Source organism: Aeromonas sp., from assembly GCF_051657805.1.
GTDB lineage: Bacteria > Pseudomonadota > Gammaproteobacteria > Enterobacterales > Aeromonadaceae > Aeromonas.
In genome coordinates, this window is the sequence record NZ_JBOFLJ010000003.1 from 310,452 (window position 1) to 330,068 (window position 19,617).

Annotated in this window: 15 protein-coding genes; 8 read left to right on the forward strand and 7 right to left on the reverse strand. The window is 61.6% G+C overall.

What is annotated here, in order from left to right:
- Positions 1-101 precede the first annotated feature (101 nt).
- Positions 102-563: a hypothetical protein gene (locus tag ACRCYW_RS01790; RefSeq protein WP_438548462.1), complete on the reverse strand. Its 462-nt coding sequence runs from the start codon at positions 561-563 to the stop codon at positions 102-104.
- Positions 564-763: 200 nt separating this feature from the next.
- Here ACRCYW_RS01790 and suhB point away from each other — a divergent pair, with 200 nt between their 5' ends.
- Positions 764-1,567: an inositol-1-monophosphatase gene (gene suhB, locus ACRCYW_RS01795; RefSeq protein ID WP_438548463.1), complete on the forward strand. Its 804-nt coding sequence runs from the start codon at positions 764-766 to the stop codon at positions 1,565-1,567.
- Between the two features lie 223 nt (positions 1,568-1,790).
- Here the strand turns inward: suhB and ACRCYW_RS01800 are convergent, their stop codons facing one another.
- Entirely contained in the window at positions 1,791-2,666 is an 876-nt protein-coding gene (locus tag ACRCYW_RS01800) for a flagellar protein MotY (protein ID WP_438548464.1), read from the reverse strand.
- A 204-nt stretch (positions 2,667-2,870) separates the two neighbouring features.
- Here ACRCYW_RS01800 and rnt point away from each other — a divergent pair, with 204 nt between their 5' ends.
- Together rnt and ACRCYW_RS01810 are read left to right on the forward strand one after the other, a co-directional pair.
- Positions 2,871-3,527, forward strand: a complete 657-nt coding sequence (gene rnt / locus ACRCYW_RS01805) for a ribonuclease T (RefSeq protein WP_438548465.1) — start codon at positions 2,871-2,873, stop codon at positions 3,525-3,527.
- Positions 3,528-3,806: 279 nt separating this feature from the next.
- Positions 3,807-5,129, forward strand: a complete 1,323-nt coding sequence (locus tag ACRCYW_RS01810; protein ID WP_438548466.1) for a Na+/H+ antiporter family protein — start codon at positions 3,807-3,809, stop codon at positions 5,127-5,129.
- A gap of 558 nt (positions 5,130-5,687) precedes the next feature.
- Here ACRCYW_RS01810 and ACRCYW_RS01815 read toward each other — a convergent pair.
- The 4 genes from ACRCYW_RS01815 to ydiJ form a co-directional block, all read right to left on the reverse strand.
- The gene (locus tag ACRCYW_RS01815) at positions 5,688-7,610 is read right to left on the reverse strand and encodes a DEAD/DEAH box helicase (RefSeq protein WP_438548467.1); all 1,923 of its coding nucleotides are present in this window, start codon (positions 7,608-7,610) and stop codon (positions 5,688-5,690) included.
- Positions 7,611-7,789: 179 nt separating this feature from the next.
- Positions 7,790-8,251 (reverse strand): hotdog fold thioesterase, encoded by a 462-nt coding sequence (locus tag ACRCYW_RS01820; protein WP_438548468.1) that lies wholly within the window; start codon positions 8,249-8,251, stop codon positions 7,790-7,792.
- Positions 8,252-8,403: 152 nt separating this feature from the next.
- The gene (locus ACRCYW_RS01825; protein WP_438548469.1) at positions 8,404-8,892 is read right to left on the reverse strand and encodes a hypothetical protein; all 489 of its coding nucleotides are present in this window, start codon (positions 8,890-8,892) and stop codon (positions 8,404-8,406) included.
- Positions 8,892-11,963: a D-2-hydroxyglutarate dehydrogenase YdiJ gene (gene ydiJ, locus ACRCYW_RS01830; protein ID WP_438548470.1), complete on the reverse strand. Its 3,072-nt coding sequence runs from the start codon at positions 11,961-11,963 to the stop codon at positions 8,892-8,894. The genes ACRCYW_RS01825 and ydiJ overlap by 1 nt, the downstream gene beginning before the upstream one ends.
- Positions 11,964-12,131: 168 nt before the next feature.
- Between ydiJ and ACRCYW_RS01835 the strand changes: the two genes are divergently transcribed.
- From ACRCYW_RS01835 to ACRCYW_RS01850, 4 genes are all read left to right on the forward strand, one after another.
- Positions 12,132-13,058, forward strand: coding sequence for a cation diffusion facilitator family transporter (locus tag ACRCYW_RS01835; RefSeq protein ID WP_438548471.1), 927 nt, complete (start codon positions 12,132-12,134; stop codon positions 13,056-13,058).
- A gap of 378 nt (positions 13,059-13,436) precedes the next feature.
- A complete protein-coding gene (locus ACRCYW_RS01840; protein ID WP_438548472.1) occupies positions 13,437-13,976 on the forward strand; it encodes a hypothetical protein in 540 nt (179 codons plus the stop codon).
- A gap of 601 nt (positions 13,977-14,577) precedes the next feature.
- Positions 14,578-16,119 carry a TerC family protein gene (locus ACRCYW_RS01845; protein WP_438548473.1) on the forward strand — a complete coding sequence of 514 codons (1,542 nt, stop codon included), beginning with the start codon at positions 14,578-14,580 and terminating at the stop codon, positions 16,117-16,119.
- A 184-nt stretch (positions 16,120-16,303) separates the two neighbouring features.
- Positions 16,304-17,425: an alkene reductase gene (locus ACRCYW_RS01850; protein WP_438548474.1), complete on the forward strand. Its 1,122-nt coding sequence runs from the start codon at positions 16,304-16,306 to the stop codon at positions 17,423-17,425.
- A gap of 123 nt (positions 17,426-17,548) precedes the next feature.
- Here ACRCYW_RS01850 and ACRCYW_RS01855 read toward each other — a convergent pair whose 3' ends face one another.
- Positions 17,549-18,565 carry an adenosine deaminase gene (locus tag ACRCYW_RS01855; RefSeq protein ID WP_438548475.1) on the reverse strand — a complete coding sequence of 339 codons (1,017 nt, stop codon included), beginning with the start codon at positions 18,563-18,565 and terminating at the stop codon, positions 17,549-17,551.
- A 197-nt stretch (positions 18,566-18,762) separates the two neighbouring features.
- Here ACRCYW_RS01855 and ACRCYW_RS01860 point away from each other — a divergent pair, with 197 nt between their 5' ends.
- Positions 18,763-19,512, forward strand: a complete 750-nt coding sequence (locus ACRCYW_RS01860; protein WP_438548476.1) for an HAD-IIA family hydrolase — start codon at positions 18,763-18,765, stop codon at positions 19,510-19,512.
- Positions 19,513-19,617 lie beyond the last annotated feature (105 nt).

Below are 19,617 nucleotides of genomic sequence, written 5' to 3' on the forward strand. Positions count from 1 at the left end.
CGTGACCACACAGAGACTCGGGCGAGCGGATCACGGCGGCGCAATACCGGTCAGTTATGACAAATATTGCGCCGTTTGAACAGTCCACCAGGAGGGGGAGCCTAGTTGCACAGCCCCTGGGGCTGGCGCTGACGGAGCAGGGTGAGGCGGGACAGCAGGGGGAAGTAGGATTCGAGCTTGCTCTGCAAAACGCGGCTACAGGCGGGATCCGCGAGTTCGGCTTCATCCAGCACTATGCCGTTGGAGACAAAGTAGAGGTGCGGATCCCGGACATCCGGCCCGGCCAGGGTCGTCCCGTCACTCTGCTTGTGGACCAGCAGCGGCAACACGGGCAATCCCAGCCCGCCACCGTTGTCACCCGGCCAGCTGAATGCGGGCCAGGCGGCGTCCCCCTCCTCCAGCAGCAAGATGGCCACTTCCTGGGCCCCCGGCTGCCACTGACCAGGTTGTGCCACTCGTACTTCATTGAAGTAATGATCAAATCCATTAGAGGCGCGCAATGCTGCCAGCACTCCCTGTGCGTTTGCGGCTAACGGTTTCTGACTGACTAATGACAGATTCATGGTTCATTTCCCTATGCTCACCACAGCCTGTTATGCGGCTGTCGCGATAAGACTAGCCCATGATAGGCCTTTATTGGAACCGACAGATCTGGCAGTTATTAATCTGACGATTGGCGTCGGCAATGGTTGCCATTCCAGAATATCTTGGTAAGATATCGCGTCCTTTTATCCCCCGTTCTTTAACATCCAGTGGTGAACCTATGCATCCGATGCTGAATATCGCCGTGCGCGCTGCGCGCAACGCCGGTCAAGTTGTAGTAAAAGCCTTCTCCCAGCCCGAGAACATCGAGGCTATCCAGAAAGGCAGCAATGACTTCGTGACCAACGTTGACCGCGACGCCGAAGCGGCCATCATTCACACCATCAAAAAATCTTACCCGGAACACAGCATCGTGGCTGAAGAGTCTGGTGAGATTGCCGGTACCAATCCGGATTACCAATGGATCATCGACCCACTGGATGGCACGACCAACCTGGTCAAAGGCATTCCGCACTTCGCCGTTTCAATCGCCCTGCGCGTGAAAGGCAAGACCGAACAAGCCGTTGTCTACGATCCCATTCGCGACGAACTCTTCACCGCCACTCGCGGTAACGGCGCTCAGCTGAACGGCTACCGCATCCGTGTGGGCAAGGCCCGCGAGATGGCCGGCACCGTGCTGGCCACCGGCTTCCCGTTCAAGCAGAAGCACCACATCGAGCCCTACCTGAAGATGTTCCAGAGCATGTTCATCGAGTGTGCCGACATCCGCCGTGCTGGCTCCCCCGCCCTGGATCTGGCCTATGTGGCCGCCGGTCGCATCGACGGTTTCTGGGAAATCGGCCTGAAGCCCTGGGAAACCGCAGCCGGTGAACTGCTGGCCAAGGAAGCCGGCGCCATCGTCACCGACTTCGTGGGTGGTCACAACTACGAGAACTCCGGCAACATGGTCGTCGCCAACCCGCGCGTCCTGAAAGAGATGCTCGGCAAGATCCGCGAGCACCTGCCGGAATCCTTGGCCAAATAAGCTGGCACAATAAGTTCGCTCAGCATTGAAAAAATGCCAGTCGGCCCAGCCAGCTGGCATTTTTTATACCCGTTAATCAGGAAAAAGATGATGGAGACAGGGCAACCATCACCAGGAGATGGGGAAGCTGGCGCCGGCATGGCAGTGTGATATGTCACCACCTTGATGTTCTACCGCAGAAGGTGATGGGCTAACGCAATCAGGCTGCAGGGTTCACTGCTTATCAGATGGTGCCGTTGCGGCCCATGTTGATCACCACCCGCCGGTTCTTGGCCCTGCCCCCCTCCGTCTCGTTGGAGGCCACGTGCTGCTTCTCCCCATGCCCTTCCACCGAGATCTTGCCAGATTCTATCCCCAGATCCACGAACACCTGCTTGATGGCATCCGCCCGCTTCTCGGAGAGCTTCTGGTTCGGCCAGCGGCCGCCATAGCTGTCGCTATAGGCGTCGATCACCACCACATCTATGCTCTTGTCCGCCTTCACATACTCGCTGATCATCGCCAGCCGGCGCTTCGATGCCGGCGACAGCTGGTCGCTGTTCTTGTCGTAGGAGAGCACGCTGAAGGCGATGTCGTTGAAGCTGTAGGGCAGGAGGCCCGTCAGGCAGTCCATGAAGGCCTGGTACTTGACCCGGAAGTTGACCGAGGAGAGGGAGACCCGCACCGGCCTGTCCTGGCGATACCAGTCCCGATACTGGAAGGTCGGCATGCGCCCGCCCTCCAGCTCGTCCAGCATGGTCCAGGCGGTCTGGCCGGCCACCAGGCCGTCAAACTGCTGGTAGAACTGCAGCTGGCTTATCTGCCGACCGGACACCCCGGGACGCCAGCTGGGGGGCATGATGCCGAGGCTCACCGTCTGGGTGCGGGCCTGGGGGCGCTGCCCCTTCAGCTCGAAGTCCAGATTGATCTTGCGACCGGCACGGCTCACGAAGGATCCCGTGCCCCAGCGGGGAATGGGGTGTTCGAGGCGGCACTCCACCTGGGAGTCCGAGGTCAGCCGCCAGACGGATTGATCCAGGCCGGCACCAAATTCGGTGACCCCAGCCTGCAACTGCATACTCACGGATATGCTGACCAACCCTAACACCCAAGCATTCAACGGCTTGCCCTCCATACGATCTCGGATTAACTATCGGCAGGGGGCAGGCAAGCTTTAGCAACTAAAAGTGGTGGGCGGGGAGAAAGCTCGGCAGACAACATGGTCCCCCCGGGCCCGGCCCGGGGAGAAACGCCTTGCGCGGGAGGGACAAGGGCCGGCTTTTTTGCCATAATGCGCCCTTACATTCACGCCGACCGAGATACCATGACCGACGCCGTTCACACCCTCAAAGGCCGCTTTCGTGGCTTTTACCCCGTCGTCATCGATGTAGAAACCGCCGGGTTCAATGCCCGTACCGATGCCCTGCTGGAGATAGCCGCTCATACCCTCAAGATGGATGAGGAAGGCTGGCTGGTGCCCGATCAGATCTTCCATTTCCACGTCGAGCCGTTCGAGGGAGCCAACCTGGAGAAGGCCGCGCTGGAATTCACCGGCATCGACCCCTTCAACCCGCTGCGGGGCGCCGTCAGCGAGAAAGAGGCGCTGACCGAGATCTTCAAGGGGGTGCGCAAGGGCATGAAGGAGCAGGACTGCGGCCGCGCCATCATAGTGGCCCACAACGCCACCTTCGATCACGGCTTCGTGACCGCCGCCGCCGAGCGGGCCGGCCTCAAGCGCAATCCGTTCCACCCCTTCGCCACCTTCGACACCGCCGCCCTCTCCGGCCTGGCCCTGGGGCAAACGGTGCTGGCCAAGGCATGCCAGAGCGCCAAGATCCCGTTCGACAATAAAGAGGCTCACTCCGCCCTCTATGACACCGAGCGCACCACGGATCTCTTCTGCTACATCGTCAACCGCTGGAAGAGCCTGGGGGGTTGGCCCCCCGCCGAGGCAGACGAGACGGCAGACGACGCCGAGTAATGCATGGATATGCATCCAGACAGTCAGGCTGCCCCATGGCAGCCTGACTGTTTTCAGGCGTGTTCCAAACCCGAGCTCGCCCATCTGGTTTGGCCAGCACCCCGCGGCCGGCGGCGCACGCGCCAGAGCGAGGCCAAATCCTGGCCCCGATCAAGGTTGTGCCACAAGATGCTGCCGACTAGCGGTTTTAGGCGATTTTTTTCTCGACATTTGTCACATTTTTCGCAAACTAACTGCCTTTCAGAAGACAGACAGCAACACATACTATAAGGAAATCAAATGAATCCTGTTGTTATCGCGGTGGCGCTGATGCTGGTGCTCAGCCTGCTGCGGATCAATGTGGTGGTCTCCCTCGCCATCGGTGCCATCGTCGGCGGCCTGATCGGCGGCCTCTCGCTGGATCACACCCTCAGCACCTTCAGCGGTGGTCTGGGGGGCGGCGCCGAGATCGCCCTCTCCTACGCCATGCTGGGAGCCTTCGCCGTGGCCATCTCCCGCTCGGGCATCACCGATCTGCTGGCCCGCAAGGTGATCAGCCAGCTCGGAAAGGATGCCAGCAGTTCACGCATCCTCTGGGTCAAGACCCTGCTGCTCACCTCGGTACTGGGGGTCTCCATCTCTTCCCAGAACCTGATCCCGGTGCACATCGCCTTCATTCCCATCCTGATCCCGCCGCTGTTGCACGTCATGGCCCAGATGCAGATCGACCGTCGCCAGGTGGCCTGCGTCATCACCTTCGGCCTGACCGCGACCTATATGCTGCTGCCGGTGGGCTTTGGCGGCATCTTCCTGAACAACATCCTGGCCAAGAACCTGATCGACAACGGGGTGCCGGTGGAGCACAGCCAGCTGCCGCTGGCCATGGCCATCCCGGTGTTTGGCATGTTCGTCGGCCTGCTCATCGCCGTCTTCTTCAGCTATCGCAAGCCGCGCCAGTATGATCTGGAGAAGATCCTGGCCGCCGAGCCGGAAACCGTGGATCTCAACCTCAGCCACATCTGGGTCGCCCTGCTGGCCATCGCCGTGGCGCTGGGACTGCAGTTGATGACCAACAGCATCGTACTGGGGGCGCTGGCGGGCTTCGTCATCTTCACCTGCGGCGGCGTCATCAAGTTCCGCGAGAGCCAGGATGCCTTCACCCAGGGGGTGCGCATGATGTCCCTCATCGGCTTCATCATGATCTCCGCCGCCGGCTTCGCCGCCGTGATGAAGGAGACCCACGGGGTCGAGAGCCTGGTGCAGGCCGTCTCCGGCATGATGGCGGGTCACAAGGGCATCGCCGCCTTCCTGATGCTGCTGGTGGGCCTGCTCATTACCATGGGGATAGGCTCCTCCTTCTCCACCGTGCCTATCATCGCCACCATCTATGTGCCGCTCTGCCTCCACCTCGGCTTCTCCCCCCTGGCAACCATCTCCCTGGTGGGGACCGCCGGCGCCCTGGGGGATGCGGGCTCACCTGCTTCGGATTCGACCCTGGGCCCCACCTCAGGGCTCAACGCCGACGGCCAGCACGATCACATCTGGGACAGCGTGGTGCCCACCTTCATCCACTACAACATCCCCCTCATCATCTTCGGCTGGATTGCCGCCATGGTGCTCTAAGCCCGCGGCTGGCAACGCAGATGCAATGCAAGAGGCGACCCCAGGGTCGCCTCTTTTCATTGGAGCGTCCTCAGACATGCTCAGAGATCCGCTGGCAGCCCAGTACACACGCCATCACAGCGATTCCGCCGGGCAATGAGTGACTCTCGGCTGCAACTCGGGCAGGCCGGTCAGCCAAGCCCCCGCCTCGGTCTGGGTCAGGCCAGTGGAGAACGCAGCAGCAGAGGACTTTCCAGACGGGCCTCCGGCTGGGCAATCAGCTTGGACACCACGGGTTGGCCCAACCCCAGAGCCTGGTCACCACCGAGAAAGATCCTGCCTCCACCGCCAGCATCCCCCCCATAGCCCCAGTCTGTCCACCCGCCCCTCCTCATCATCCCGCAGCGCCATGTCCCTGAGCCCCACAAGCACACCCCGCTCTCCGCCAAAATCCTCCCCGGAGTTCTGAGGCCAGAAAATCCGGCCATATCTTGTCAGCTACACCCTGGATTTTCTCCCTGATCGGCGCCCATAAAAAAAGACCGCTCCATGAGCGGTCTTTTTCAGTGCGATACGGGCTTAGCTGTCGCGGCGCTTGCTGAACTTGCGATCCTTGTTGAAGCCACCTTCACGGCGCTCTCCGCCCTTGTTGAAGGGACGGTCACCCTGGGGACGGCGATCCTTGTTGAAAGGACGCTCCTTGTTGAAGGGACGGTCGCTGCGGGGCGGACGGGGGGCGGTGTTGCTGCCGGCCGGCACCTCGGTGTAGCGGCTGATCTGCAGCGGACGCTGGCAGACGCGAGCCTTCTTGATCACTTCCAGCACCTCGGCGCTCATGCCTTTCGGCAGATCGACGGTGGAGAAGTCATCGGCGATGTCGATGTTGCCGATGAAGCGGCTCTCGATGTTCGCCTCGTTGGCGATGGCACCGACGATCTGGCCCGGTTTGACGCCGTGGTGGGCACCCACGTCAACGCGGTAGCGCTCCATCTCCACGTCCGGGTTGTCTTTGAGCGGGCGCGGCTCCAGGGACGGCATGCGGCGGGCGGGACGATCGCCACGGTCGGCGAAGTCGCGGCCACCACGGTCGTTGAACTCGCGGCCACCGCGGTCGTTGAAGTCACGACGCTCGAAGCCGCCACGATCGTTGTTGTTGCTGAACAGGGGATCCGGGATGGAATCATCCAGCAGCAGCGGCTGATCACCCTGCACCAGCTTGGCCAGCGCGGCAGCCAGTTCCAGCGGATCGGCGGAGTCTTCCTGGATCAGCTCGTTCACCAGGTTGTGGTAGATCTCCAGCTCCTCACCCATCATGGTCTCGCGGATGCGCTCCTTGAACTTGGCCAGACGGTGCTGGTTGATGTCCTCGGTGCTCGGCATCTTCATCGGCTCGATCGCCTGGCGAGTCGCGTGCTCGATGGCGCGCAGCATGCGGCGCTCACGGGGAGCCACGAACAGGATGGCCTCACCCTTGCGACCGGCACGACCGGTACGACCGATACGGTGAACGTAAGATTCGGTATCGTAGGGGATGTCGTAGTTCACCACGTGGGTGATGCGCTCGACGTCCAGACCACGGGCGACCACGTCGGTGGCGATCAGGATGTCCAGCTGGCCCTGACGCAGCTTGTCGACGGTACGCTCACGCAGCTTCTGCGGGATGTCGCCGTGCAGGGCTTCACAGGCATGACCACGGGCGGCCAGCTTGCCGGCCAGCTCTTCGGCGGCGTTCTTGGTGCGCACGAAGACCAGCAGGGCCTCGTAGGGCTCCACTTCCAGCAGACGGGTCATGGCGTCCAGCTTGTGCAGACCGGTCACCTGCCAGTAGCGCTGGCGGATGGTGGTGGCGGTGGCAGTCTTGGAGGCGATCTTGATCTCTTTGGGTTGCTTCAGGTGCTTCTGGGCCACGCGGCGGATCTGCTCCGGCATGGTGGCGGAGAAGAGGGCAACCTGACGGCCGGCCGGGCACTGATCCATGATCCAGTCCACGTCGTCGATGAAGCCCATGCGCAGCATTTCGTCCGCTTCATCCAGCACCAGGGCTTTCAGACCGGAGAGGTCCAGGTTCTTGCGACGGATCAGATCCATCACGCGGCCCGGGGTACCGACGACAACCTGGGCACCACGGCGCAGGGCGCGGGTCTGGGTTTCGTAGGAGGCGCCGCCGTAGATGGGCAGCACGTGGAAATCGGGCATGTGGTGGGCGTAGCGTTGGCACGCCTCGGCCACCTGCAGAGCCAGTTCGCGGGTCGGCGCCAGCACCAGGATCTGGGTGTTACGGTTACCAGCTTCCAGACGAGACAACAGAGGCAAGGCAAAAGCAGCGGTCTTCCCTGTACCGGTTTGTGCCTGCCCCAGCAGATCGTGTCCCGCCATCAGGTGGGGGATTGCTGCGGCCTGGATGGGAGACGGGCGCTCATAGCCCACGTCCTGCAGCGCTTTCAATACGGGCGCGGCCAGTCCAAGCTCACTAAAAAGGGGCAGTTGTTCGGTATCAGACATAGATTCTTCCAGATTAAGGCAGGCGGCTAACACCGCGGAATAGCAAAAGGCGGCGATTATAGCGCCACTTTGTTCTGCTGTCTTGAAAAATGTGATAAGCCTCTCAAGACGTTGGCAATTATAGAGGGATCTCGCGACTATGGCTTGCTTATTTTTCGCTCATGGTGCGTTATTGGCGATCACTTCTCGCCGGATCCCTTGTCCTGCTTGTGCCTGAGCACCGCCATGGTGAGCCGACTGGTGCAGAGCAAACGCCCCCGCTCGTCGCGAATTTCTATCTGCCACACCTGGGTGGTCGCCCCCAGATGCAAGGGGGTGCAGCGCCCGGTCACCACCCCTTCCCGCTTGGCCCTCAGGTGGTTCGCATTGACCTCCAATCCCACGCAATAGCTGTCCGCCCCCACCGCCATATTGGCCGCGAGCGATCCCAGCGTCTCCGCCAGCACCACGGAGGCGCCGCCGTGCAACATGCCGAGCGGCTGATGGGTGCGGTGATCCACCGGCATGGTCGCCTCGAGCCAGTCGGGCCCGAAGTCGGTGTAGTGGATATCGAGGTGGGCCATCAGGGTGTTGCGGGAGCTGGCGTTGAGCCCCTCCAGGCTCATGGGCTTGCGCCAGATGGCGGCGTTCTCTTGACTCATGGCGAGCGGATTCCTGTGTGATGAGTGAACGTGATCAACGGGTTGCCGAAGACCTTAACAAAACTGCCGGGGCCGGTGCAAAACGGGACAAGAAAAATGCCCCGAAATCGGGGCATCTTGAGACAAAAAGGACTCGACGGGGATAAACCCCTTCACCAGGGGTAGGTGACCCCCGGCCACTCCTCCCAGGGGGTGTCCCGCCCCGGCAGGCAAGGCGTTCGCCACTGCCAGACCTTCCCCAGCCAGTCGCGCAGCTCGGCCTCGAGCTCGGCATCGCCGAGGGGGGCGTCGGCCACCTTCCAGAAGAAGAGCTCCACCTCCACCTCCGGCAGCACGGAGGGGTAGAGATAGACCCCGCCCCAGAACTCGGGCTCCCGCTCCGGGCTCCAGAGGCCGTAGGCGAAGGAGCGCTTGGCCAGAAACTCGGAGCGCTGCCACTCCAGATCCGCCTCGTGCTGGCTCAGGCTGAAGTGGGCGGAGGGCCAGAGATCGTCCGGGCGAAACAGCTGATGCAGTTGCTCGCGCTCGCGCAAGATGGCGACGAACTCCACCACCGCCTGGGTGGGACTCACCGGCAACAGCAGCAGGTTGGGGCGCCGATAGGCTTGCGGCACCCGAAACCGCTTGGGGAAGGTCAGCATCAGAGCAGTTCCAGCAGGGCCTGCAGCGGATGCTTGAGCTTCTCCCCCTCCATCCGCTTCACCTGGCTGCGACAGGAGTAACCGGTGGCGAGGCAGCGCTCCTTGGGCAGACGCGCGAGGGGCTCGGCCCAGCTGAGGCCATAAATGCCCTTGGAGTTTTCCACTTGCTTGGCGTCATGGCCATAGGTGCCCGCCATGCCGCAGCAACCCACAGACACCGGCTGCAACCTGGCGCCGAAGCGGCTAAACAGGGTGCCCCAGTCGCCGTGGGTGGAGGGCTTGGCGGTCTTCTCGGTGCAGTGGGCGAACAGATACCAGGGCTCCCCCTCCCCTTGCCCGGCTACGCGAGTCTCAGGGGGGGGTAACTTGTCTGCCGGCAAGGAGAGCAGCCACTCCTGGGGCAGCATCACCTGGAAGTCGCCACGGGCGGGGCCAAGGGCCTTGGCGTACTCGTCCCGATAGCAGAGCACCAGAGAGGGGTCCACCCCCACCATGGGGATGCCGAGGGCCGCCATCTTGTTGAGGAACTGGGCGCCGCTCGCCGCGGTGCGGGCGAAGGCGCGCAGGAAGCCCTTCACGTGCTGGGGCTTGCCGTTGGGTTTGAACGGCAACAGATAGGGCTGAAGCCCGAGCTTGCTCGCGAGCTTCACCAGATCCCGCACCACGGGGGCGTCGTAATAACTGGTGAAGGGATCCTGGACGATAAGCACCACCCTCTTGCGCTGCTCTGGGCTCATGGCCTCCAGACCCGCCAGATCGAAGTAGCGGGCCTTGTGATCCCGCAGCTCCTCGGCCAATGTCGGCACCGAGAGCAGCGGCACGTCCACCATGCCGATGCTCTTCTCGCTCGCCTTCTGGGCCCACTCCTTCTCCAGGAAGAAGTTCACCAGTCTCGGCGCCTTGGCGAGCAGGGGCGCGTAACTTTCGACGGTGCCGACAAAGTAATCCTTGGGGCCGCGCAAATATCGACCATGGTAAAGCTGCATAAAGCGGGCACGGAAGCTCGGCACATCCACCTTGATGGGGCACTGGCTGGTGCATGCCTTGCACGCGAGGCACCCCTCCATCGCCTCCATCACCTCGTGGGAGAAGTCATACTGACCGCGAGCGCGGGCCACCGTATTGCGCAGCTTGTCGACGATGGCCTTGATGCGCAGACCGCCGCTTTGCAGCTCAATCTCTTCGCTCAGGGGGTCGAAGCCCTGCTCCGCCAGTTGGCGCAGCCACTCGCGCATCAACCCGGCCCGCCCCTTGGGAGAGTGGCGCCTGTCCTTGCTGATCTTGACCGAGGGGCACATGGGGGAGTCGGTCTCGAAGGTAAAGCAGAGACCGTTGCCGTTGCAATCCAGCGCCCGGGTATAGCTTTCCCGCACGGCGATGGGGATCTGGCGATCGAACTTGCCGCGCTTGGGGCCGTCCACCGACACCAGTTCGGCGCCGCTGCCATGGGGCACGCAGATCTTGCCGGGGTTGATGCGGTTCTGGGGGTCGAAGGCCCCCTTCACCCGCTGCAACTCCTCCCAGAGCGCACCGAAGAAGGCGGGGCTGTACTCGGAGCGGAAGCCCTTGCCGTGCTCCCCCCACATCAGGCCGCCATATTTGGCGGTGAGTGCCACCACCTGATCCGAGATGCGCCGCAGCAATACCTCCTGTTCCGGATCGCACAGGTCGAGCGCCGGGCGCACGTGCAGCACCCCGGCATCCACGTGACCGAACATGCCGTAGTCAAGGCCATGGTCGTCCAGCAGGGCGCGAAACTCCATGATGAAGTCCGCCAACGACTCCGGCGGCACGGCGGTGTCTTCGGTGAAGGCCACCGGCTTCTTGCGCCCTTCGGCATTGCCGAGCAGCCCCACCGACTTCTTGCGCATGGCGTAGATGGTCTCGATGCTCGGCAGATGGCTGCACACCTGATAACCGATGACCCCCGCCTCCCCCTTGGCCAGCAGCGCGTCTATACGCCGACACAGCTCGGCCACCTTTGCTTGGTGCTCGGCTTCATCGGTATCCGCAAACTCGACGATGTTGAGCCCCTGCAGATCCTTGCCCGGCACCTCCTGAATGAACTCTTTGACCGAGTGCCAGATGATGTCGGCCCGGGCCAGTCCCAGCACCCGGGAGTCCACCGTCTCCACCGACAAGGCGTGGGCCTCCACCATGAAGGGAGCGTTGCGCAGCGCGGAGGGGAAGCTGTCGTACTTGACGTTGACGAGCGTCCGGTAGCGCGGGATGGGGGTGATGTTGAGGCGGGCCTCGGTGATGAAACCGAGGGAGCCTTCCGAGCCGCACAGCACCCGGCTGACGTCCAGGGTGTCGCTCTCGGGGATATAAAGGTGCTTGAGATCGTAACCGGTGAGGAAGCGGTTGAGCTTGGGGAAGGTGGCTTCTATGTCGGTGCGCCGCTCCTTGCCGATGCGATAGAGGGTGCGATAGATCTCCCCTTCCCGGTTATCCAGTGCCAGTTTGTCTTTGAGGCGGGAACCATTGACCGGCTCTGTGCTCATGAGATCGCCGTTTTCCAGCACGGCCTTGAGGCCCAGCACATGATCCGAGGTCTTGCCGTAGACCAGCGACCCCTGGCCGGAGGCATCGGTGTTGACCATGCCCCCTAAGGTCGCGCGGTTAGAGGTGGAGAGATCCGGCGAGAAGAAGTAGCCATGGGGTTTCAAATAGGCGTTGAGCTGATCCTTCACCACCCCGGCCTGGGCACGCACCCAGCCCTCTTCCAGATTAATTTCCAGGATCTGGTTCATATGGCGGGAGAGATCGACGATAATGCCGCCGCCCAGAGACTGGCCATTGGTGCCGGTGCCGCCGCCGCGAGGGAAGAAACTCAAGCTGGCGTAGGCGCTCTCCTGGGCCAATCTGAGCATCACCGCAATATCGTCCGCACTGCGCGGATAGAGGACCGCCTCTGGAATAACCTGATAGACGCTGTTGTCCGTCGCCATCGCCAACCGACTTGCATAAGACTTTTCGATATCACCACGAAATGCGCTGCGTCCCAACACATCGAGGAACTGCAGGGTTGTGGATGACAAACTGTCCTGGTAATCGAGTCTCGGGATCATGAATCCTTGTTCCCTTCCTTTGCTTGATGCCGGAGTGCCGGCGACAACGACCGCCTGGTTTGCCTCTGTCGGGCTGCCTTGGCCGGTCCGCTCACATGTGAGCCGGCAGTATATCAGCTAGAAAACCGCTTGCGCGCTCAATCTTCACCATTTGAAAGGAGGACATTTATGGCTCATTACAGCCATGTTATCAGTACGCTGATCCGCACCGAAAAACAGGCGCTGACCCTGTCACTGTTTGGGTGCATAGGTTTTGCCCTGTTCGGGATCGGCTATGGCCTGTTCGTCGGTTCCAACGCCATCATGCTTGATGGCATCTTCACCCTGTTCAGCATGGGCATGACGGGCCTTGGACTCATCACCGCCTACCTGGTCACCCGCCCCTCCGATGCCCGCTTCCAATATGGCTACGCCCACTTCGAGCCCATCACCAACGTCATCAACGGCACCATCATACTGCTGCTCTGTCTTGGCGCCCTGCACAGCGGCATCAGTTCCCTGATGAGCGGCGGGCGGGAGATAGACCTCGGTCACGCCCTCATCTACGCCGCCGTCTGCACCTTCTTCTGCGCCATCATCTACAAGGTCGAGTCTGCGGTGGCCGAGCGGATCAATTCCGAACTGGTGCGGGTCGACGCCAAGGAGTGGCTGGTGGATACCCTGCTGAGCGCCACCCTGCTCATCGGTTTTCTGGTGGCCATCGGCCTCGATGCCATCGGCCATGGCCAGTACAACCGCTACATAGACCCCGTGCTGGTCACCCTGCTGGCCCTGTGCGCCACCCTGATCCCCATCAAGGTACTCGGCCGCAACCTGCGGGAAGTGCTGAAAATCGCCCCCAAGGGGGATGTCTCCCGGCTGGTGGCCAGCGAGATAGAGGCCCTGCGCCAGCGCCACGGGGTCGAGTGCTACAGCCATCTGGCGAAAAGCGGCCGCCGCTTCGATCTCGAACTCAACATCCTGGTGGCCCCGGATCAGGAGTGGCCCATCGAGCGCCAGGATGCCCTGCGCCAAGAGCTCTGGTCCCGCCTCGGCGACACCCTGGGGGATGCCTGGCTGTCGGTCTGCTTCACCCGCGAGAAGCGCTGGCTCTGACTTTTTTCTCTCTCATGCCGCGCGGGGCCCAACCCCGCGTGATGATGACACAGCAAGATCTGGTGCCTTTGAGCCGCTCAGATCGCCCATCAAGTAGTAACCTCCACGTATTAACTTTCCCCACGCCCCCTTATGTTGCATTTCCCCTGTCTTTATTTGTATCAATGTGGCTATTCATGTAAATAATATTCGGCTCATCCTGAGCGCGTATCAATAACCATTTTCATGTACAAAACGACACAAAAATTTCGTTGCTAACATTAAGTACAGACGCTATTTATTTTGACCTCGGATGAAAGGATATTTGCCGAAACACCTTGTTGTTATGTCCCAATAAAATAACAAGCAACATATTGTTAAACAGTGAAGGTAATAGTCATGAAAAAAATGCTCATCGCAATCGCCACCTTGGCAATGGCTGGCACGGCGAGTGCTGCCCTGCCCCAGTTGAACTATCAGTGTCCGGGCCAAGTCCAGATACACAGCGATGAAGGCGGCGCCGTCTATATCAATGGCAAGGAGGCCAAGCTCAAGAAATACAGCGACGACTTCTATGAAGCCAAGGGCGCCGGCGTCACCCTCTCCATCAGCAAGACAGGGCAGCAATACGACGTCTCCTACACCAGCAAGAAAGGCTCGGGTATTTGCCAGCCAAGCGCTGGAGCATCCGGCAAGAATGCAGGCGCTGTAACTAAGAGCGCCCCCGCCAGCAAGGCCAGTCCGGCCGAAACCGCCTGCCTGAAGGCAGTGTCGGGCAAGACCAGGGTGCCAGTCTCCCAACTCAAGGTCACCGAAGTGCTGGATTCCGAGGCCGGTGTGGGCGTCACCATCCAGGTGCCGGGCGCCGAGGCTCCCTGGTCCTGCCTCAGTGACAAGAAGGGTCATGTGCAGGGCGCCGCCTATACCGGCAACGAATAGCCCGATCCGAGGGCGGTCAACTCAGACTCATCAAGGTGTGATCAGCAAGGGGAGGCATCACCTCCCCGCTTTATTTTTACGCCGACAGACGTTATTTTTACGACGCAGCCCCCATGGACCTATTACGCATTTAATATTTCCATCACCTAAAATAGCGTGTTTACCCAAAATAACATGGCATTGTGATAGAGAAACAACATCAAGCTTAATAAGCTGAGTCTCGTTTATAGATTCCATTGAGTATATGGCTTGATAAATACCATCTATACACCCGTTTCTTGCTCGGTGAATATGCCTCTATTAACTTCATTGTCATTTTTAACCCTGCCGAGGGTTGATACACATGACCGCCATAACACCCGCCCGTTACCGCCCCATAACAAGCCTCTTGCCAAATCAGCGACAACCGTTATCATCGAGGTTCATTTTTAACCGAGGTTTTATTGCCCATCATGGACAACCCCCGAAGTAGCCCTTCGTCTTTTCCCATCAAAGCCTATCTTTACCTGCTCAATCAGCGCCTCTGAACAACAGCCTTAGACTGCCGCGGCCCTTGCCGTGACTGACACCTATTCTGTTTGTTTTTATTGAGGTTTATGACATGGAATTCTTGCTGGACCCCTCCCTGCTGGTGGGTCTGTTTACCCTGATCATCCTGGAAATCGTACTCGGGATCGACAACCTGGTCTTCATCGCCATCCTGGTGAAGAAGCTCCCCCCCGCCCAACGGGACAGGGCCCGCATCATAGGCCTGTCGCTGGCGCTGCTGATGCGACTTGGGCTGCTGAGCATCATGTCCTGGCTGGTCACCCTGACCCAGCCCATCCTACAGCTCGGCGAACTCTCCTTCTCCGGTCGGGATCTCATCCTGATGGGGGGCGGCCTGTTCCTGCTGTTCAAGGCCACCACAGAGCTGCATGAGCGTCTGGAAGCCAAGCCTGAAGCCCAGGGCCAGGTCGGTGTCTATGCCGGCTTCGGGGTGGTGATCGCCCAGATCCTGGTGCTGGACGCAGTCTTCTCCCTGGACTCCATCATCACGGCCGTCGGCATGGTGGATCACTTAGGCGTCATGATGGCCGCCGTAACCATCGCCATGGTGGTGATGGTGCTCGCCTCCAAACCACTGACCCGCTTCGTCAACGCCCACCCGACCGTGGTGGTGCTCTGTCTGAGCTTCCTGCTGATGATAGGCTTCAGCCTGGTGGCGGAAGGCTTCGGCTTCCATATTCCCAAGGGCTACCTCTACGCCGCCATCGGCTTCTCGGTGCTCATCGAGTTCTTCAACCAGCTGGCCCAGCGCAGCGCCCGTCGCCACGAATCCAGGCTGCCCCTGCGTGAGCGCACCACGGCCGCCATCTTCCAGCTCATGGGGGGCAGCAAGCGCAACCCATCTAGGGAACAGGAAGAAGACGAGGAGCAGGAGCAAGCCCTGCCCCCCGGCTTTGGCGAGGAGGAGCGCTACATGGTGAGCGGGGTGTTGTCGCTGGCCGATCGATCCATTCGCACCATCATGACCCCTCGCGCCGAGATGGAGTGGATCGACGTCAACGACAGCGCGGACGAGATCCGCGCCCTGCTGCAGCGCGTCCCCCACAGCCTGTTCCCGGTCTGTGACGGTGGGCTGGACGACCTCATCGGCGTGATCAAGGCACGGGACCTGCTGTTTGCCCTGAACGAGGGTCAGCCCCTGCGCGAGCTGGCGAAACAGAACGATCCCGTCATAGTGCCGCAAAGCATCAACGTGATCCGCCTGCTGGCGGAGCTGCGCCAGGCCAGGGGCAGCCTCATCCTGGTGACGGACGAGTTCGGCGTCATCCAGGGGCTGGTGACCACCCACGATCTGCTGGAGGCCATCGTCGGCGAACTGCCGGACGAGGACGAGACCCCGGACGTGGTGCGCGACGGCGAGGAGTGGCTCATCAACGGCAGCACCAATCTCCATCAGGTGGAGCAGGTGCTGGGTTGCGACGGCCTGGTAAGCGAGAGCGACGAGTACATAACCCTGGCGGGCATGCTGCTCTCCCACTTCGGCAGCCTGCCGAGTCAGGGCCAGCGACTGCAGCTTGGCGAGCACAGCTTCGAGGTGCTGGCGGTGAGCGAGCGGCGCATCGAGCGGGTGCGGATCGGGGCGCGGCAGCCTTGAGGATGGCAGGACCCATCTCCATGAATGACTGCACATGAATAAACACAGAGGGCCCGTCGGCCCTCTTTTTTTGCTGTTCCCCCTCGATTGCTGCACAAGTTGCAATTCTCTTCTGCAATTACCCATCTTTTTCACAATGACGTCCGAACGTAGAGTGGCCTCAATCCCAAATGAGGAATTCACGATGAGCCACGACAACCTGTTCTGCCCCCTGCGCCTCGGTCAACTGCACCTCGCCAACCGCATCGTCATGCCCCCCATGACCCGCTCCCGCGCCAGCCAGCCCGGCGATGTGGCCAATGCCATGATGGCCACCTACTACGGTCAGCGGGCCGAGGCCGGCCTCATCGTGAGCGAAGGCACCCAGGTCGATCCCATGGGCAAGGGCTATGCCTGGACCCCGGGCATCCATAGCGCCGAGCAGGTCGCCGGCTGGAAGTTGGTGACGGACGCCGTCCACGCCAAGGGGGGCACCATCTTCGCCCAGCTCTGGCACGTGGGCCGAGTCACCCACCCGGACAACATAGGCGGCGCCCAGCCCATCTCGGCCTCCGCCATCAAGGCTGACGGTGTCAAGGTGTTCGTCGACAACGGCAGCGACGCCCCCGGTTTCGTGGAAACCGTGCTGCCCCGCGCCATGACCCAGGCCGATATCGACGCCGTGGTGGGCCAGTTCCGCCGCGCCGCCCGCAACGCCATGGACGCGGGCTTTGACGGCATCGAGCTGCACGCCGCCAACGGCTACCTCATCAACCAGTTCCTAGATTCTGAATCCAATGCCCGCACCGACAGCTACGGCGGATCCTTGGAGAACCGGCTGCGCTTCTTGAGAGAAGTGACCGAGGCGGTCAGCGCCGAGATAGGGGCAGACAGGGTCGGTGTGCGCCTGGCCCCCCTCACCACCCTGAACGGCACGGTCGATGCAAACCCGCAAGAGACCTATCTGGCCGCCGCCAAGCTGCTAGGTGAGATAGGCATCGTCTACCTGCATATCGCCGAGGCGGACTGGGAGGATGCCCCCCTGATGCCGGAAACGTTCAAGCAGGGACTGAGAGACGCCTTCCCCCACACCCTCATCTACGCGGGCAAGTACGATGGCGAGCGGGCGCGGGTCGCCCTCGAGGCGGGTTGGGCCGACATGATAGGCTTCGGTCGCCCCTTCGTGGCCAACCCGGATCTGCCGAACCGGTTGCGCCACGGCTACCCCTGGGCCCCCCACGATCCGGCCACCCTGTTTGGCGGCGCCGAGCAGGGCCTCATCGACTACCCCGTCTATCAGGCCAGCACTGAGCCGCAACCGGCCTGATCCCGCGCCCTGACGCAAGCAAAAACAGTGCACCCGCCATGGCGGGTGCACTGTTTTTAATCGGTGCGAAAGACGAGGCTCCAGCGAGCCGGCCAGCAGACTCCCAGCCGAAGCAGGTCAGCCCTAGAGCACGGCGCCGTGACAGGCCCCATGGGCACGAATGTCGTGGGTCAGCCGCGCCTTGTCCGCGAAACCGAGCCAACTCGCCTCCACCGCATTGAGGGAGAGGCGGCAGAGCTGCTCCCGACTGGCCCCGAGATCCTGTACCAGCGCCCGGAAGTTTGCCCCCATATAGCCGCCGAAATAGGCGGGATCGTCGGAGTTGATGGTGACGCAGAGCCCCTTCTCCAACAGCTCGAGCACATTGTGATGCGCCATCTCGTCGAACACCTTGAGCCGCACGTTGGAGAGCGGGCAGACGGTGAGCGGCAGCCGGGTATTTGCCAGGTAGCTCACCAGGGCCGGATCCTCGGTGCAGCGCACCCCGTGATCGATACGCTTCACCTGCAGCTCCTCGATGGTCTGCCAGATGTACTGGGCCGGTCCCTCCTCCCCCGCATGGGCCACCGCCGGCAAGCCCAGCGCCCGGGCCGCGGCGAACACCCTGGCAAACTTGGCGGGGGGGTTGCCAAGCTCGCTCGAGTCGAGTCCGATGCCGTGGATGCGGGGCAGATGAGGCCGCGCCTCCTCCAGGGTGGCGAAGGCCGCCTCTTCACTGAGGTGTCGCAAGAAGCTCATGATGAGTCGCCAGCTGATCCCGAAGGCCGCTTCGCCGGCCTGCAAGGCCCGCTCTATGCCGCCCAGCACGGTGGCGAAGGGGACGCCGCGGGCGGTGTGAGCCTGGGGATCGAAGAAGATTTCCGCGTGCACCACGTGGTCGGCGACACAGCGCTCCAGATAGGCCCAGGTGAGATCGAAGAAGTCCTGCTCGGTCTGCAGCACGCTGGCGCCGAGGTAGTAGAGATCGAGGAAGGATTGCAGGCAGTCGAACTCGTAGGCGGCCCGCAGGCTGGCGACGTCGGGCCAGGGCAGGTTGACCCCGTTGCGAGCGGCCAGCGCAAACATCAGCTCGGGCTCCAGCGTGCCCTCGATATGCAGGTGCAACTCCAGCTTGGGCAAGCCGGCAATAAAGTGTTCCATGATGACGGCTCCATCGTCAGATCCTGTGCGGGCACCGCCGGGACGGCCCCTCCCTATCTTCCATTGTGCACCCATCTGGCGCGCCGGGGGAGATTTGTCATGAAACCGACATATAATGGCGGCACAAAAACCATAACTGATTGAAGATATTCACAGTTGGCGCCGTTTAGCGCCCTGTCGCCCTACGAGGAGTACCTATGAAGAAAAACGTCATCTGCGATATCGACGGCGTCATACTGCACAACAACGATCTCATTCCGGGGGCCGACCGCTTCGTTCACCGCCTGCTGGAACAGGGCAGCAGGCTCTTGTTCCTCACCAACTACCCGGCCCAGACCCAGAAAGATCTGCAAAACCGCTTCCGCTCAGCCGGGATCGAAGTGCCCGAGGAGTGCTTCTACACCTCCGCCATGGGCACCGCCGACTTTCTCAAGCGCCAGGATGGCAAGAAGGCCTATGTGATCGGCGAAGGGGCCCTGACTCACGAGCTCTACAAGGCCGGCTTCACCATCACCGACATAGACCCCGACTTCGTGGTGGTGGGAGAGACCCGCAACTACAACTGGACCATGATGCAGCAAGGCGCCAAGTTCGTGGATCAGGGGGCTCGCTTCATCGCCACCAACCCGGACACCCACGGCCCCATGATGCACCCGGCCTGCGGCGCCCTCTGCGCCCCCATCGAGCGGATGACTGGCAAGAAGCCGTTCTACGTGGGCAAACCGAGCGCCTGGATCATCCGCGCGGCCCTGAACCGGATGGAGGCCCACTCCGACGACACCATCATCATCGGCGACAACCTGCGCACCGACATTCTGGCAGGCTTCCAGGCCGGCCTCGAGACGGTGCTGGTACTCTCGGGGGTGAGCAAGGTGGCGGACATCGACCGCATGCCGTTCAGACCGAACCACATCTTCGACTCAGTCGTCGACATCGATATCGTCTAAGCCCCTCCCCTGCGGCCCCCGAGTCCCCATCGCCGGATCTCTCCCCCCTTGGCAAGGGGGCCCTCTTCGTTTAACTTAATTGCAATATCGTTAAATAAACTAAAC